17 protein-coding genes are annotated in these 14,989 nt (G+C 58.8%); 6 read left to right on the forward strand and 11 right to left on the reverse strand.

The features are described from left to right. The first annotated feature begins 27 nt into the window (after positions 1-27). Positions 28-918 carry a pseudouridine synthase gene (locus QF010_RS22835; RefSeq protein ID WP_033059144.1) on the forward strand — a complete coding sequence of 297 codons (891 nt, stop codon included), beginning with the start codon at positions 28-30 and terminating at the stop codon, positions 916-918. Between the two features lie 87 nt (positions 919-1,005). On the opposite strand, the gene QF010_RS22840 is transcribed toward QF010_RS22835, so the two are convergent. Together QF010_RS22840 and mobA are read right to left on the reverse strand one after the other, a co-directional pair. Beyond that, complete coding sequence (locus tag QF010_RS22840) at positions 1,006-1,227, reverse strand: YgdI/YgdR family lipoprotein (protein ID WP_033059146.1); 222 nt, start codon at positions 1,225-1,227, stop codon at positions 1,006-1,008. Between the two features lie 75 nt (positions 1,228-1,302). Then, positions 1,303-1,905 (reverse strand): molybdenum cofactor guanylyltransferase MobA, encoded by a 603-nt coding sequence (mobA, locus tag QF010_RS22845; RefSeq protein ID WP_033059148.1) that lies wholly within the window; start codon positions 1,903-1,905, stop codon positions 1,303-1,305. Positions 1,906-1,986: 81 nt separating this feature from the next. Here mobA and moaB point away from each other — a divergent pair, with 81 nt between their 5' ends. Together moaB and QF010_RS22855 are read left to right on the forward strand one after the other, a co-directional pair. Beyond that, positions 1,987-2,526, forward strand: coding sequence for a molybdenum cofactor biosynthesis protein B (gene moaB / locus QF010_RS22850; protein ID WP_429510772.1), 540 nt, complete (start codon positions 1,987-1,989; stop codon positions 2,524-2,526). Beyond that, positions 2,510-3,736 (forward strand): molybdopterin molybdotransferase MoeA, encoded by a 1,227-nt coding sequence (locus QF010_RS22855; protein ID WP_429533989.1) that lies wholly within the window; start codon positions 2,510-2,512, stop codon positions 3,734-3,736. The genes moaB and QF010_RS22855 overlap by 17 nt, the downstream gene beginning before the upstream one ends. Before the next feature lie 60 nt (positions 3,737-3,796). On the opposite strand, the gene QF010_RS22860 is transcribed toward QF010_RS22855, so the two are convergent. Beyond that, positions 3,797-4,111 (reverse strand): hypothetical protein, encoded by a 315-nt coding sequence (locus QF010_RS22860; RefSeq protein ID WP_033059154.1) that lies wholly within the window; start codon positions 4,109-4,111, stop codon positions 3,797-3,799. 228 nt (positions 4,112-4,339) lie between these two features. On the opposite strand from QF010_RS22860, the gene yegS reads away from it, so the two are divergent. Further along, positions 4,340-5,257 (forward strand): lipid kinase YegS, encoded by a 918-nt coding sequence (yegS, locus tag QF010_RS22865; RefSeq protein WP_429533990.1) that lies wholly within the window; start codon positions 4,340-4,342, stop codon positions 5,255-5,257. Here yegS and QF010_RS22870 read toward each other — a convergent pair. The 3 genes from QF010_RS22870 to QF010_RS22880 form a co-directional block, all read right to left on the reverse strand. Beyond that, positions 5,241-5,900 carry a response regulator gene (locus QF010_RS22870; protein WP_033059158.1) on the reverse strand — a complete coding sequence of 220 codons (660 nt, stop codon included), beginning with the start codon at positions 5,898-5,900 and terminating at the stop codon, positions 5,241-5,243. The two genes, yegS and QF010_RS22870, sit on opposite strands and share 17 nt — an antisense overlap. After that, a complete protein-coding gene (locus QF010_RS22875) occupies positions 5,897-6,790 on the reverse strand; it encodes a sensor histidine kinase (protein WP_429513093.1) in 894 nt (297 codons plus the stop codon). Before QF010_RS22875 ends, QF010_RS22870 begins: the two co-directional genes overlap by 4 nt. Positions 6,791-7,132: 342 nt before the next feature. Beyond that, a complete protein-coding gene (locus QF010_RS22880; RefSeq protein WP_429510768.1) occupies positions 7,133-7,603 on the reverse strand; it encodes a hypothetical protein in 471 nt (156 codons plus the stop codon). A gap of 462 nt (positions 7,604-8,065) precedes the next feature. Here QF010_RS22880 and QF010_RS22885 point away from each other — a divergent pair, with 462 nt between their 5' ends. Together QF010_RS22885 and QF010_RS22890 are read left to right on the forward strand one after the other, a co-directional pair. Beyond that, complete coding sequence (locus QF010_RS22885) at positions 8,066-9,001, forward strand: chemotaxis protein CheV (RefSeq protein WP_033059163.1); 936 nt, start codon at positions 8,066-8,068, stop codon at positions 8,999-9,001. A 90-nt stretch (positions 9,002-9,091) separates the two neighbouring features. Next, positions 9,092-9,898: an MOSC domain-containing protein gene (locus QF010_RS22890; RefSeq protein WP_429533991.1), complete on the forward strand. Its 807-nt coding sequence runs from the start codon at positions 9,092-9,094 to the stop codon at positions 9,896-9,898. 85 nt (positions 9,899-9,983) lie between these two features. On the opposite strand, the gene ppnP is transcribed toward QF010_RS22890, so the two are convergent. From ppnP to atuD, 5 genes are all read right to left on the reverse strand, one after another. Then, positions 9,984-10,268, reverse strand: coding sequence for a pyrimidine/purine nucleoside phosphorylase (ppnP, locus tag QF010_RS22895; protein ID WP_007940055.1), 285 nt, complete (start codon positions 10,266-10,268; stop codon positions 9,984-9,986). A 69-nt stretch (positions 10,269-10,337) separates the two neighbouring features. Continuing rightward, entirely contained in the window at positions 10,338-10,880 is a 543-nt protein-coding gene (locus QF010_RS22900; RefSeq protein ID WP_429533992.1) for a 3'-5' exonuclease, read from the reverse strand. A 71-nt stretch (positions 10,881-10,951) separates the two neighbouring features. Further along, positions 10,952-12,913: an acetyl/propionyl/methylcrotonyl-CoA carboxylase subunit alpha gene (locus QF010_RS22905; RefSeq protein WP_429533993.1), complete on the reverse strand. Its 1,962-nt coding sequence runs from the start codon at positions 12,911-12,913 to the stop codon at positions 10,952-10,954. Positions 12,914-13,019: 106 nt separating this feature from the next. Continuing rightward, on the reverse strand, positions 13,020-13,817 hold the full coding sequence (locus QF010_RS22910) for an enoyl-CoA hydratase/isomerase family protein (protein ID WP_429533994.1): 798 nt from the start codon (positions 13,815-13,817) through the stop codon (positions 13,020-13,022). Further along, a complete protein-coding gene (atuD, locus tag QF010_RS22915) occupies positions 13,814-14,971 on the reverse strand; it encodes a citronellyl-CoA dehydrogenase (protein ID WP_415773801.1) in 1,158 nt (385 codons plus the stop codon). Before atuD ends, QF010_RS22910 begins: the two co-directional genes overlap by 4 nt. Positions 14,972-14,989: the final 18 nt, after the last annotated feature.

The following is a 14,989-nucleotide window of genomic DNA, read 5'->3' on the forward strand; positions in this document are numbered from 1 at the left end:
CCCTGTATTGAGGGTTAGAACTTTCGTATGTCCACTTCATCTTTTTCTGCTGCACACAACCAGGCCAGCACGCTCTACTTGCCGCCTGGTCCGTGGCAGACCGTACTCGATTGTCTGTGCGAACACTTCAGTGCCATCGGTCGTGAACAATGGCTGGACAGAATCGCTCGCGGTCGTGTCCTCGACGGTCACGGCATGCCGATCGCCCTTGATCTGCCTTACAAGGAAGGCTTGCGGATTCATTACTTCCGTGAGGTGCCGGACGAAAAGCCGATCCCGGTGGTTGAGTCGATTCTGTACGCGGATGAGCATCTGGTCGTGGCGGACAAGCCGCATTTTCTGCCAGTGACTCCCGCGGGTGAATACGTGGAGCAGACCCTGTTGCGACGGCTGATTCGTCGACTCGATAACCCGCATCTGGTGCCTTTGCATCGCATTGATCGGCACACAGCGGGACTGGTGCTGTTTTCCGCCAACCCTCAGAGCCGATCTGCCTATCAGTCGTTGTTTCCTACACGGCAGATAGAAAAGCGCTACGAGGCCATTGCCCGAGCGTTGCCTGAACGCTCTTTTCCATTGGTCCATAAGAGCCGGCTCATCGATGGCGAGCCTTTCTTCCGCATGCAGGAAGGTCCGGGCGTCAGCAATACCGAGACGGCTATCGAAGTCAGGGAGAAGAACGGTGATCTCTGGCGTTATGCGCTTTACCCGGTGACGGGCAAGAAGCATCAGCTACGGGTGCACATGACAGCCTTGGGCGCCAGCATCTGCAACGACCCGTTTTATCCACAGGTACTCAAGGATGTTGAGGATGACTACGCCAATCCTTTGAAACTGCTCGCTCAGGGATTACGGTTTGTGGACCCGGTCACCGGCCAGGAAAGAGCATTCGAAAGCACGATCACCCTGCAGTGGTGATCACGAAGTTCAGCGAGTCTGCTGATCTTCAGCCACGAAAAAGCCCGCAAAAGCGGGCTTTTTCATATCCGGTTGTCACCGTAAAAATTACAGCTCTTTGACGGTACGAACCTGATCCTTGTTGATGCGGGTCTGCTTGCCATCCAGTTGTTCGAATTCGTAGAAACCCGAATCCTTATCGAACTTTGGCGCGTCGACAGCCTGGATTTCTCGACCGTCATTCAAGGTGATCACTGTAGGCGAGGCGCAACCGGCGAGGGTAGCGAGGCCCAGTGCGAGCATGAAAGTGGCGAGGGTCCGTTGAGTCATGGTGTGTCTCCGAATATGAATTCTTTTGGTTGCTGAGCTTGAGACGTGTTCAGCGCGTGCAAGTTCCTTCTCCTGTCAGTCTGACACAGAGTTGTGGGCACTTAACAGTTCTGGTGTGTTGAGGTTGGCCAGGCGCGGGTCATTGTCGGGGCATTGCAGGGCGGTAGCGCCCAGTTTGCGCATGAGGCGACCCGGGCTGCGTTCGCCGTCGTTCCAGGCACTGTCGAAATCGGCCAAGAGTGCCACGGGGATAATGCACAACAAGGGTTCCCAGTGTTCATCATGGCGCAGCATCAGCGGTTGGTCCGGGTGCTGGCTGGCGGCTTCACGCATGCTATTGAGCAGCGGGGCATCGATACGCGGCACGTCGCAAGGCAGCACCAGCAGATGCGCATGGCGGGCGGCCTTCAGGCCTGCGCGAATACCGGCCAGGGGGCCAGGAAAGTCGCCTTCATCGTCGTGAACCAGCTGGTCGGCGTAGGGCGCGTACTTTTCCAGGTTTCTGTTGCAGGAGATGATCAGGTCATCGCTCAGCGAACGGGTCTTGCGGTGCAAGTGGGCAATCAATGGCTCGCCATGCCATTCCAGCAGCCCTTTGTCCTGACCGCCCATGCGTTGGCCACGACCACCGGCCAGGAGCAGAATGGAGCAGGGCGGCAGATGTGTATTCGAGGTCATGGCAGGTCTCCATGGGGGCGGCGAAAAAATGAGGCGCTGTGATATAACACCGGGCTGTTTCTCCTACAACTGGATGAGCCTATGAAAGCCAAGGCTGATGTACCTTTCGCACCGCTCAACATCGCGGTGCTGACGGTCAGCGATACCCGTACCCTGGAAAACGATACCTCAGGCCAGGTCTTCGTCGACGGTTTGAGCGCTGCCGGCCATAACCTGGCGGCCCGGGTTCTGCTTAAAGATGATCTCTACAAAATTCGCGCGCAAGTTGCCAACTGGATTGCCGACGATGTCGTGCAGGTGGTGCTGATCACTGGCGGCACCGGTTTTACCGGACGCGACAGCACTCCGGAAGCGGTGAGTTGCCTGCTGGACAAACAAGTCGACGGTTTTGGTGAGCTGTTCAGGCAGATATCGGTGGCGGATATTGGCACCTCTACTGTTCAGTCCCGTGCCTTGGCCGGCCTGGCAAATGGCACGCTGGTCTGCTGCTTGCCCGGTTCGACCAATGCCGTGCGCACCGGTTGGGATGGCATTCTTGTCGAGCAGCTGGATTCGCGGCACCGCCCGTGCAATTTCGTGGCCCATCTCAAACAGGCGGCACCCTGTGAATCCCGCGGGTAAGCCAGGCAAGACTGGCAGTCTGATGGCTGTCGAAGTGGCACTGGCACGCCTGCTGGCAATGGCCGAAGCGTCACCGATTCGTGAGCGTGAACGCTTGCCATTGGCGCAGGTTGAGGGCCGGGTGCTGGCCGATGATCTGGTCTCGACGCTTGATCTGCCACCGTGGCCCAACAGTGCCATGGACGGCTATGCCTTGCGCGTGGCTGACTGGACTGGAGAGCCGCTGGAGGTCAGCCAGAAGATTTTTGCCGGTCAGGCACCGGAGCCCTTGAAGCCTGGCACCTGTGCACGAATCTTCACCGGTGCGCCAGTGCCCGCAGGTGCAGATTGCGTCGAGATGCAGGAAAACACCGAGGTTCAGGCGGATGAGCGAGTACGTTTCACCGAAACCATGGCCCCGGGACAAAACATTCGTCCTCAAGGCCAGGAAGCTACTGTTGGTGAATTGATTCTGCCAGCCGGTACGCGCCTCGGGTCGATCGAACAGGGGTTGGCTGCATCGCTGGGATGCGCAGAGCTGGACGTGGTTCGCAAGGTTCGCGTTGCTGTTCTGTCCACCGGGGATGAACTGATTGAACCGGGTCAGGCTCTGGGGCCGGGACAGATCTACAACAGCAATCGAGTGTTGCTGTGCAGTTGGTTGCAGCGCCTGGGCTGTGAGGTGATCGATGCCGGAATTCTTCCGGATGATTTGGCGACCACCCGCACTCAACTGGGTGAGTTGAAGGATGTCGATCTGATCCTTTCCACCGGTGGTGTCTCGGTCGGAGAAGCTGACTTTCTGGGCATTGCCTTGCGTGAAGAGGGCGAGTTGACGTTGTGGAAACTCGCCATCAAACCCGGAAAACCGCTGACGTTCGGGCATTTTCGCGGCGTGCCTGTGATTGGTTTGCCCGGCAATCCGGCTTCAACGCTGGTGACCTTTGCTTTGTTGGCGCGGCCCTATCTCTTGCGCCGACAGGGTGTAAAAGAGGTTGAGCCCCTGAAGTTTCAGGTGCCTGCAGGATTTGCATGGCCAAAAGCAGGCAATCGGCGCGAGTACTTGCGCGGACGTCTGGAGAATGGCCGGGCAATTATCTACAGGAATCAGAGTTCGGGTGTGCTGCGTAGCGCTGCCTGGGCGGATGGCCTGGTTGAGGTGCTGGAGGATCGCACGCTGATCGAAGGTGACTGCGTGAGCTTTATCCCGCTGAGCGAAGTCCTGAGCTGACTCCAGCCGCTGGCTTACTGCGCAAACCCGGTTGATCGAACCGGGTTTTGCGTTCATGGCTTACCCTTGGTGAGCCAGGAGTGTCACGACCTGGTCGAAACGGCTATTGGCGATCCAGGCCAGAACCCCGATGACCACGGCTGTTCCGATAGCCGAATAGGCAAGCCTGTGTTTTATGGATTTGACGTTACTACGGACGTCATCCATGTCTCGTCGGATGTATTTGAGGTGTGTCTCCAATTCAACGACGCGAGATTCCAAAGCAGCTTCTCCAGTGGGCTTTGCGCTGTTTTTGAATTCAGCTTGATGTTTGGCGCGTTTTTCTGCGAACGGTACGACCGGAATGACCGGTGTCCTGATCTCTTGGCTTTGCATGGCACGTCCCTGTGTAGTTCCTGCTGATGTTAGATAACTGCAGGCGCCAAGGTGTACCAATCGCATGGGCCGGTCAATTGAGCCGATTCCTTACATCTTGTAAGAAAAGTCCCGCCTTGTAGGACGCCATACCGCTCGACTTCAAATAATTCAAATTCTTGCGACTTTTATGGGGTGAGGTGAGGTCAACATCTCCCATACGGAATTCAATCATGGGAGTGACAACTAATGAGCGAACGCAAGGCGCTGTTGATTCTGCACGGCAAGCAAGCGCTCAACGAAGCGGTTCGTTCTGCTGTTGCGGACAAGCGCAAACAGGGTTGGGAGCTGGCCGTTCGAGTGACCTGGGAGGCGGGCGACGCACAGCGGCTGGTGGATGAAGCGCTGGCGGCAGGCTACCTGCAGATCATCGCCGGTGGCGGTGACGGGACCTTGCGCGATATTGCCGAAGCCATGGCGGCGCATTCGACGCCGGCCAGTCTGGTGATGATGCCGTTGGGGACCGCCAATGATTTTGCGCGTGCCGCCGGCGTGCCTCTGGAGCCCGCGCAGGCGCTGGAACTTCTCGATGTTGCGCCGAGCGCCATTGATCTGGGGGAGGTCGGCGGGCAGGTGTTCCTGAATATGGCCACGGGCGGTTTTGGCAGTCAGGTCACGGCAAACACCTCGGAGGACTTGAAAAAAGTCCTCGGGGGTGCGGCTTACCTGTTCACCGGTTTATCGCGCTTCAGTGAGTTGCATGCAGCCTATGGCGAGTTGCAGGGGCCTGATTTCCAGTGGAGTGGCGACCTGTTGGCATTGGGCATCGGCAATGGCCGGCAGGCCGGCGGTGGACATGTGTTGTGTCCAGAAGCGCTGGCTGACGACGGTCTGCTGGACATCAGTATTCTGCCTGCGCCGCAGGAAGTCGTCGGCACCTTGAAAACCCTGCTCGCCGATGGCTTCGGCATCGACAACATGTTTGTGCGAGTCCGGTTGCCATGGGTCGAAATCAAGGTCTCGGAAGGCCTCTACATCAACCTCGATGGCGAACCTCTGGAAGGTGACAACTTGCGTTTCTCGACACGCCCAGCGGCACTGCGCGTGCATTTACCTGAAAACTCGCCGCTGCTGGGGTCATCGCAATTGATCAATCGTCCAGACTGATGATCTGCTCGCGAACGGCGAACAGCACCAGGCCCGCCACATCGTAGATCTGCAAGCGCTTCATGATCTGCGAGCGGTGGGTTTCAACGGTCTTGATGCTGAGGCCCAGGCCATTGGCAATTTCCCGGGTGGATTTTCCGCGAACGATCAGCCGAAGGATTTCCAGCTGACGCGCTGTCAGGTTGTGCGAGTCTGCAGGTTCCGGCTGGTTTTTCTGTGTTCGGGTCAGCGCCTGGTTGATGACCGTGTGGGCGATGGCCGGGCTCAGGTAGCGCTCGTTGTTGCGTAAGGCATCCAGGGCATGTTCGAGCTCGGTAGCCGTGGTGTCCTTGAGCAGGTAGCCATGTGCGCCGGATTCCAGTGCCTGCATGATCAGTGCTGGATCCGTGTGCATCGACAGGATCAGCACTTTGCTCTGCGGGCGTACTCGCTTGAGTCGCTGCAAGGCGTCAAGGCCACTGGTTTCCTTCATGGAAATATCCAGCAGGACGATGTCCGGGGACAGCTGCTCGACCATCTCGAGCAACTGCGAGCCGTCATTGGCCTCACCGATTACCGCGTAGCCGGGAATATCCAGCACCAGAGCGCGCACGCCTGCCCTGATAAGCGAGTGGTCATCCACCAGAAGTAAGTTACAAGTCAACGCATAACCTTATTCGTACTGGCCCGTTCGAGCGCACGCGGCGCCCAGGGGAAGAGTGCTTCGATTTGAGTGCCTTTGCCCGGCTCGCTGGTCACGCTCAGTGTGCCGCCCAGCTGATTGATCCGTTCCGACATCCCTGCCATTCCACGTTGCCCCTCACGACCCGGATCGGTCGCTGGCGCGAATCCCAGGCCATCGTCACTGATCAACAGTGTCAGGCCCTGAGGCTGTCGTTGCAGGCGGACCAACAGGTTTTTCGCTTCGGCATGACGCAATATATTGGTCACCGCTTCCTGGGTGATTCGAAAGGCGGCCAGCGTCATTTCTTCCGGTATACCGGCCAAACGCTGATGGCATTCCAGGCTCCAGTGCACCGGCGTGTTGGCCAGCGTCTTGAGTAAATGCGCCCGCAGGCTGGCTTCCAACCCGAGACTGGTCAGCTGCCTCGGATTGAGAATGGCCGATACATCTCGCACTTTGGCCAGGGTTTCTTCCAGCGTATCGCAGAGCACCGAACACTGGCCCTGAAGTTCTTCTGGCATTCGGCGTTTGAGCCAGTCGCTTTGAAGTTTTGCCGCGGTCAGCAATTGGCCGATATCGTCATGCAGTTCCCGACTGAGCCGGCGTCGTTCGTTTTCCTGAACCTCCAACAACCGGTCAGCCAACTCCTGGGGTTCAAACTTTATCGACTTGCGCGAAAGACAGTACTGCACCCAGACGCAGGTCAATGCCGCAATATTGAGTGCCAGCAGACTCAGCGGCAGCGGCGTTGACAGGTTATAAATCAGCAGACAGCCAAGCGCCGAGCAGGTACACAACACAAGCGTGACCAGGCGCGCGTTTTTTCGGGAGGGTGGCTTGAGGGTGATCGACTTGAGGCTGGCGTACATAGCGGATGGAGCCAATGGATGTTCGCTGCGGGAAGACCGGGCATCGTGGATGACGGGTCTCTGTCTGGAGTCACTCTGCCATTAATTGACGTCAACTAATGGGCGGCATAATACCACTTAAGATACCGTTGGTCGCGTTTGGTATATAGGTCTGCCGAGTCAGGAAATAAGCGTTTATGGACAGCAGTTCCATAATGGAAAAAGTTGGCTGGCAAGAAGGGTTTATTTGTTTCGAGTTGTCGTAAGCAGGTATGGGATATTCAATTGCGACATGCGCCCGCTAAAGTTAGAGAGGCAATCATGGCAATAAATATTCGCAGCACAGCATAGGCGCCCGATAGTTCAGGCTTGCCGACCTGCAAAGGAAACGAGTGTGAACGGCTTGGAATTAGCGGGGGGCTGAAACTGACTGTGTCCGACCTGAAAGGCGAAGGCTTCGATCAGGGATGTCTGTTCGCTGTCATCAAGGCTGAGTTGGCCGGTCTTCTGATCGATAAGCTCGAGTTGCCAGGCGATCAACGTCAGGCAGTCTTTGAGCGCACTCAGGGCCTGGTCGTGTAAATCCATGTGATTCTGGGCATGGCTCAGCAAACCATGGATGTGCAACGAGAACTCCGAAACGGCTGCCAGAGCGAGGGCATCAGCCTTGTTGGCCAGTTTGAGCAGGGTGCTCAGCATGCAGTCGATGGCATCTTTGTCATTGCTGATCAGTTGCAAATGACTCAGGCATTCCTCGGTTTTAACCAGGAGTGTCTCAGCTTCGACGAGAAACTGCGGGAGCCGGTGAGCCCATTCTTTACGATCGTTCGGCATGTTTATCTCCACAACGTCATGTCAAATGCGGGAATGTCGTGTGTGTCGACGGGGACGATCAGAGTCCCCGCATTGCCATGCCGTCGTGAGATCGCGCGCCGGCCTGTCTGGCTGCAGGCTGGGGAGCTCGATAGGGTGGATGGCCACTTACCTGCGATCGCACACAAAAGCCTGACTCCGTTCATGCAATGAGAATGGCGTCACATTAATGGCTATTGGATATTGCGAATATCAGGTTGGACCTGATTGCTACTAGGGGAATCCCTTACACGGGGGAACCAACCGAACGAAACGAGGTCTCGCGGCAGGTAATGGGGCAGATGAAATTGCCTGGCCAGTAAAGCATGATGTTAATGTGACATCAATGTTTGGTCGTGGCATTTTACAGGAGGGTCAAGGTCCGGCGAAAACAGCCGATAACCCCCTTTAGTGAATTCATCAGAACAAGCCCAGGAGTCATTGATGGCCGGCATTCTCGACACGGTAGACCAACGCACGCAACTGGTGGGTGAGAATCGCCTGGAAATTCTCATGTTCCGGCTGGCCGGACGGCAATTGTTCGCGATCAACGTGTTCAAAGTGCAGGAAGTGCTGCAACTGCCGAAGCTGACCCTGATGCCCCAGCGTCATCCATTTGTCTGCGGTGTGGTTAATCTGCGTGGCCAGACCCTGCCGGTGATCGACCTGTCCCAGGCCATCGGCATGCGTCCGCTGGTGCCAAGCCCGACCAGTACGATCATCGTTACCGAGTACAACCGTTCAGTACAGGCGTTCCTGGTCGGTGGTGTGGACCGTATCGTCAACATGAACTGGGAAGCCATTCTGCCGCCGCCGGCCAGCGCCGGTCGTCAGCATTACTTGACCGCTATCAGCAAGGTCGACGACCAGTTGGTGGAAATCATCGACGTCGAAAAAGTCCTGGCGGAAATCGTCCCGTACAACGCCAAGGTATCGCGCGACAAACTCGAAGATCCGGTTCTGGAACGTGCCCGTGGCCGTGAAGTGCTGCTGGTGGACGACTCGAACGTGGCGCTGTCGCAATTGCGTGACACCCTGGGTCAGTTGGGCGTGAAGATGCACATCGCCAGCGATGGCTTGAAGGCACTGAACATGCTCAAGGCCTGGGCCGATACCGGTGTGAACATGACCGACAAACTGCTGATGGTCTTCACCGACGCAGAAATGCCGGAAATGGACGGCTATCGCCTGACCACGGAAATCCGCAACGACCCGCGTCTGCGAGGCCTCTACGTGGTTCTGCATACCTCGTTGTCCGGCAGCTTCAACGACTCGATGGTCAAGAAGGTCGGCTGCGACAACTTCCTCTCCAAATTCCAGCCGGACAAACTCATCGATGTGGTGCGCCAGCGCTTGATGCTCGATGAAGTGCCTGCCTGATAACTGTGCAAGAGGCTGGCCTGAAGTCAGCCTTTGATTCGGCGATCAAGCTCGTATAGGGTGGCGTTTTTGCCCACCAGGGAGCTGGCCATGTTGCGTCTGAGCGCGCTGTATCGTTATCCGTTGAAATCCGGCAAGGGCGAGACCCTGCAGCAGGTCAGCCTCGACAAGCTGGGCCTGGACGGTGATCGACGCTGGATGCTGGTGGACGAGGCCAGCGGGCGGTTTCTGACCCAACGTGCGGTGGCGCAGATGAGTCAGCTGTCGGCGTTGTGGAATGCCGACGGTGGCTTGACCCTCAGTGCGCCGGGCCGCTCACCGATCGATATCGCCTTGCCTGCCAGCGACGCGGAACTGCGTGGCGTGACCATCTGGCGCGATACGTTGCGTGTGCCGGATGCCGGAGATGAGTCGGGTGCCTGGGTCAGCGAATTCATTGGCAAACCGACTCGCCTGGTGCAAGTCCCTCTTGAGCGAGCACGGACCACCCAGGCCGGCTATGGCAAGGATGACGATCAGGTGGCCTTCGCTGATGGCTTTCCGTTGTTGCTGATCGGCCAGGCCTCACTGGAAGACTTGTCGCAAAAAGTCGGCCGCCCGCTGGAAATGCTGCGCTTTCGGCCGAATCTGGTGATCGAGGGCAGCGAGGCGTATGCCGAAGATGGCTGGAAGCGTATCCGCATTGGCGATGTCGAGTTCCGCGTGGTCAAGTCGTGTTCACGTTGCATTCTGACCACCATCGACCCGCAAACCGGTGAGCGCAGTGAAGATCGCGAACCTCTGGCGACCCTGCAGAAATACCGCGCTCAGGAAGACGGCGCGATGTTCGGACAGAACCTGGTCAACGACAGCAATGGCCAACTTGAAGTCGGTATGCCGGTGACGGTTCTGGAATAAGACAATTTGAATAACTGCCCTTGAACAAAAAATGCCCGAGTCCAAGGACGCGGGCATTTTTTTTGTCGCTGTGAAACCCAGGGGTTTAGCCGCGGTATTCGCACAGGTAAGCGGTGTCGACGGCCACTTTCAGCTGGAACTTGCTGTTGGCGGGTACGTTGAACTGGCTGCCGGCGGCGAAGGTTTCCCAGTCGCTGCTGTCCGGCAGTTTGACGGTCAGGGCGCCGGACACCACGTGCATGATTTCACGCTGGCTGGTGCCGAATTCGTATTCGCCCGGTGCCATGACGCCGATGGTCGCAGGACCTTCAGCGGTGCCAAAGGCGATCGACTTGACGGTGCCGTCGAAGTACTCGTTGACTTTAAACATGGGCGATTCCTCGAAAAGGGCTAAAAAGGGCCGGCCAGTATGCACAAGGCCCATGCCGGCGTCACCTCTCTAAGACGGAAGAACCAGTGGCAATAATCGTGCGGTATTGCGCGCATCTTCCAGCGCCCGATGTTGTTGGCCGCTGAACTGCATGCCCGCCAGTTGCAGCGCGGCGTTGAGCCCCAGCGGGCGTTCCAGCCGGCGAGCCTTGGCAAAGCGCTGTTTGAGGTTCATGTGCGGCACCCGGCTCAGGGCACTGTCGAGTTGCAGGCGCTCCCACTCCTGAACCAACTGTTTGCGATCGTAATCGCCCCAGCTGGCCCAGCCTTCGAGGTGCGAGTGATGCTGGCCGAGCCACTGCTCGAACGACGCCCAGACCTCACTCAGAGGCTGCGCGGAGTCAATGTTGGCCTGGGTGATGCGGGTCAATTGCCGGCAAAACGGCGTCAACAAGGGCCGACGCAGCGGCTGGACGAAACACTGGAAAGCATCCAGTTCACGCCCCTTGCGGTCCACCAGGGTGGCGCCGATTTCGATGATTTCCATTTCCGTTACTGGCCAACCACCCTCATCGGTGGTGGCTTCTAGATCAATGACCAGCCAATGAGGCATCGCAGGGTTCCTGGTATCCGCGTCCTGATAGGGCTTGAGCGTAGCCAAACCCGGCGGTTCCGCCTAGCGGCTTATTCGACCTCCAACAAAATCTGACGATTTTTTACCTGATCACCGACCCTGACCTGCAAGCGTTTGAGCACGCCATCGATACCTGATTTTAGCGGATGCTCCATTTTCATGGCCTCCAGCACGACCAGCAACTGGCCTTTACTGACCGGGCTGCCCTCAGTCACCAGCACGTCGACGATCGCCCCGTCCATCGGAGCCTTGAGGGTGCCGGTGCTGACGCTGGCCTGGCTGCCGACCAACGCCTGCGTCCGGTCCGCCAGCCGCACACTGCCGGGACGGGTGAACAGCCAGAGTTGCCCGGCCTCGAGACGGTAGGCATGACGTCGCCGGATGCCGTTGATTTCCAGGCTGGCCCAGCGTCCGTCGCACTGAATGACCTTCAATTCAAAGGGCGTTGTGCCGACTTGAATCCGATACGGCTCACCCGGCACAGCGTTCAATTCCACCGGCCAATCCTGATCCTCAAGGCCGATTCGATAGTGCAATGGCACGCTCGCGTTGTTGCGCCAACCGGCCAGTGGCGCGTGATGAACCTGCGCTGAGGCCTGATAGAACAGCGCAGCAGCGATGGCCAGTTCTGCGGCGCTCGGCACATGCGCATGCAGGCAGGGATGCTCGGCAAAGTGTGCCGGGATGAACCCGGTGCTGAACTCGCCACTGATGAACTGTGGGTGTTCGAGCAGGCTGGCGAGCAAGCGCTGATTGCTTTGCACGCCGAGCAGTACGCTGTCCTGCACCGCCCGCAGCAACTGGCGCCGGGCTTCTTCGCGGGTGGCGCCGTGGGCGATGATCTTGCCCAGCATCGGGTCATAAAACGGGCTGACGGTCTGGCCTTCGATCAGGCCATGATCGATCCGCACACCGCCCTGCAACGCAGGCTCCCAGGCAGTGATGCGGCCGGTTTGTGGAAGAAAACCGTGTGCCGGATCTTCGGCGTACAAACGGACTTCCATGGCATGACCGTTGAGCTGCACTTGCTCCTGGCGCAACGGCAGAGGCAGTCCTTCGGCGACGTGCAACTGCCAGGCCACCAGATCGAGGCCGGTGATCAATTCGGTCACCGGGTGTTCCACCTGGAGTCGGGTGTTCATCTCCAGAAAGTAAAACTGCCCGCGTGCATCCAGCAGGAACTCGACGGTGCCAGCGCCGACGTAATTCACTGCGCGGCCAGCCTTGAGCGCCGCTTCGCCCATGGCCTGACGCAACTCGGCGGTCATCACCGGGCAGGGCGCTTCTTCGATGACTTTTTGATGGCGACGCTGGATCGAGCAGTCGCGCTCGCCAAGGTAGATCAGATTGCCGTGCTGGTCGCCGAACAGTTGAACTTCGACGTGACGCGGGCCGATCAGCGCTTGCTCGAGAATCAGTTCGCCGCTGCCAAACCCGTGCAGCGCTTCGGAGCGGGCGGTGCGCAGTTGTTCGAGCAAATCATTGGCCTCGTGCACCAGGCGCATGCCCCGCCCGCCACCGCCGGCACTGGCCTTGATCATCAGCGGATAGCCGATGCGTGCGGCTTCGCGGCTCAGGGTTGCGTCGTCCTGTTTTTCGCCCTGATAACCCTTGATGCACGGCACACCGGCATCGAGCATGGCGAGTTTCGACAGGCGTTTGCTGCCCATCAGTTCGATGGCTTCGGGGCTGGGGCCAATGAAGGTGATGCCGGCATCCTGGCAGGCGCGGGCGAAACCGGCGTTTTCCGAGAGGAAACCGTAGCCCGGATGGATCGCGTCAGCGCTCGTGCGCCGGGCGGCGTCGAGGATTGCCGGGATATTCAGATAGGACTGTTGCACCGGGGCCGGGCCGACGTTCACGGCTTCGTCGGCCATCTGCACATGCAGCGCATCGGCGTCGGCATCGCTGAAGATTGCGACCGTGCGATAGCCCAGGGCCTGGGCGGTGCGCTGGATGCGGCAGGCGATTTCACCGCGGTTGGCGATCAGGATTTTGCTGAGTCCGGGCATGGGATATTCCCTTGGTTTTTGCGGTGTATGTAAGGACCTATTCGCGGGCAAGCCTCGCTCCTACAGGTATCAGCGACTGTAGGAGCGAGGCTTGCCCGCGAAGCTTCTAAGGCGCCCAGCCCGGTTTACGTTTTTGCACAAAAGCCATGGTCCCCTCGACCCCTTCAGCCCCGGTCACCGCCTCGCTGAACCAATCGGCCGCTTCATCCAGCAACGCATTCGATGGCTGTCCGGCACTCGCCAGCAACAGCTTTTTGGTCGTCGCATTGGCCTCCGGTGCGCAGCACAACACGTGGGCCAGAATTTCATCGAGACGCTCGGCCAACGCTTGCGCGTCATGCTCGACAAAATGCACCAATCCCATGCGCCGTGCGTGCGTGCCATCGAAACGTGCCGCGGTCAGCGCCAGTCGGCGAGTCTGAGTCAGGCCGATGCGCTGGACCACGAACGGCGCGATTTGCGCGGGTAGCAGGCCGAGGCTGGTTTCCGGCAGACCGAATTGCGCCTGGTGATCGGCCAAGGCGACGTCGCTGACGCAAGCCAGACCCAAACCACCGCCGAGCACCGCGCCTTGCAGCACCGTGATCACCACTTGCGGCGCGTGTTGCACCTCTTGCAGCAGCGCACCGAACGCGCGATTCAAGTCGCGATAGGCGCTCGGGCCTTGAGCGCGTGCGTTGGCCATGTCCTTGATGTCGCCACCGGCGCAAAAATGTCCGCCCGCACCGCCGATCACCAGCGCGCGAATGGCTCGGTCGTCATGCACCGCCGCCAGCACCGCACGCAGTTCGGCGACCATCTGCAAGCTCATGGCGTTGCGGCTTTCGGGGCGGTTGAGGGTGATGTGCAGGACACCGTTATGCGGTTCGAGCAGCAAGGTCTGGCAAACCGGCAAGGTGCTCATTTCTTTTTCCCCGGCAGGATGCCCATGAGTTTGCAGATGATCCCCAGCATGATTTCGTCGGCACCGCCGCCGATCGACACCAGCCGCACGTCACGGTAAGCGCGGGCCACCGGGTTGTCCCACATGAAACCCATGCCGCCCCAGTATTGCAGGCAGCTGTCGCTGACTTCGCGGCCTAGACGCCCGGCCTTGAGTTTGGCCATCGACGCCAGACGGGTGACGTCCTGGCCTTTGATGTACTGCTCGGTGGCTTGATAGACCAACGCCCGCAGGCATTCGATTTCGGTTTGCAGTTCGGCCAGGCGGAAGTGGATGACCTGATTGTCGATCAGCGCACTGCCGAAGGTTTTGCGCTCCTTGCAGTACTCGATGGTGCTGTCGACGCAGTACTCCAGGCCTTTGATCATGTTCGCCGCGCCGAACAGCCGTTCCTCCTGGAACTGCAGCATTTGCATCATGAAGCCCGCGCCCTCATGGCCGATGCGGTTGCGTTGCGGCACGCGCACGTTGTCGAAAAACACCTGGGCGGTTTCCGAACTGCGCATGCCGAGCTTGTCCAGGTGCGAGCTGAGGCTGATGCCCGGCGTGTTCATCGGCACCATGATCAGCGACTTGTTGATGTGCGGTTTGTCGTCCGAGGTGTTGGCCAACAGACAGATGAAATCGGCGCTCGGCGAGTTGGTGATCCACATCTTGCTGCCGTTGATAACGTAGTCGTCGCCGTCCTTGCGGGCGGTGGTTTTCAAACCGGCCACGTCGGAGCCGGCGCCGACTTCGGAAACACCGATGCAGCCGACCTGCTCGCCAGTGATCGCCGGCCGCAGGAATTCTTCGCGCAGCTCATCAGAGCCGAAACGCGCCAGCGCCGGGGTGCACATGTCGGTCTGCACGCCGATGGACATCGGAATGCCGCCGCAGTGGATGGTGCCGAACTCTTCAGCCGCGACGATCGAATAGCTGTAATCGAGCCCCATGCCGCCAAACTTTTCCGGTTTGGATATCCCCAGCAGGCCGAGGTCGCCGGCCTTGCGGAAGATCTCGTGGATCGGAAAGCGTCCGGCCTTTTCCCATTCCTCGACGTGAGGATTGATCTCGTGATCGACGAATTGGCGGACGGTGCGGCGCAGTGCTTCGTGTTCCTGGGTGAAGATCATTTTTATTGTTCTCCTTAT

It is taken from the genome of Pseudomonas silensiensis (genome assembly GCF_050434865.1).
Classification (GTDB): domain Bacteria; phylum Pseudomonadota; class Gammaproteobacteria; order Pseudomonadales; family Pseudomonadaceae; genus Aquipseudomonas; species Aquipseudomonas fluorescens_W.

Coding starts and splice junctions, on each gene's coding strand:
- mobA (WP_033059148.1), bottom strand. CDS start 1,905: ATGACCTCGAATACACATCTGCCGCCCTGCTCCATTCTGCTCCTGGCC.
- QF010_RS22835 (WP_033059144.1), top strand. CDS start 28: ATGTCCACTTCATCTTTTTCTGCTGCACACAACCAGGCCAGCACGCTC.
- moaB (WP_429510772.1), top strand. CDS start 1,987: ATGAAAGCCAAGGCTGATGTACCTTTCGCACCGCTCAACATCGCGGTG.
- QF010_RS22890 (WP_429533991.1), top strand. CDS start 9,092: ATGTTGCGTCTGAGCGCGCTGTATCGTTATCCGTTGAAATCCGGCAAG.
- QF010_RS22905 (WP_429533993.1), bottom strand. CDS start 12,913: ATGCCCGGACTCAGCAAAATCCTGATCGCCAACCGCGGTGAAATCGCC.
- QF010_RS22840 (WP_033059146.1), bottom strand. CDS start 1,227: ATGACTCAACGGACCCTCGCCACTTTCATGCTCGCACTGGGCCTCGCT.
- QF010_RS22860 (WP_033059154.1), bottom strand. CDS start 4,111: ATGCAAAGCCAAGAGATCAGGACACCGGTCATTCCGGTCGTACCGTTC.
- ppnP (WP_007940055.1), bottom strand. CDS start 10,268: ATGTTTAAAGTCAACGAGTACTTCGACGGCACCGTCAAGTCGATCGCC.
- QF010_RS22875 (WP_429513093.1), bottom strand. CDS start 6,790: ATGTACGCCAGCCTCAAGTCGATCACCCTCAAGCCACCCTCCCGAAAA.
- yegS (WP_429533990.1), top strand. CDS start 4,340: ATGAGCGAACGCAAGGCGCTGTTGATTCTGCACGGCAAGCAAGCGCTC.
- atuD (WP_415773801.1), bottom strand. CDS start 14,971: ATGATCTTCACCCAGGAACACGAAGCACTGCGCCGCACCGTCCGCCAA.
- QF010_RS22900 (WP_429533992.1), bottom strand. CDS start 10,880: ATGCCTCATTGGCTGGTCATTGATCTAGAAGCCACCACCGATGAGGGT.
- QF010_RS22910 (WP_429533994.1), bottom strand. CDS start 13,817: ATGAGCACCTTGCCGGTTTGCCAGACCTTGCTGCTCGAACCGCATAAC.
- QF010_RS22885 (WP_033059163.1), top strand. CDS start 8,066: ATGGCCGGCATTCTCGACACGGTAGACCAACGCACGCAACTGGTGGGT.
- QF010_RS22880 (WP_429510768.1), bottom strand. CDS start 7,603: ATGCCGAACGATCGTAAAGAATGGGCTCACCGGCTCCCGCAGTTTCTC.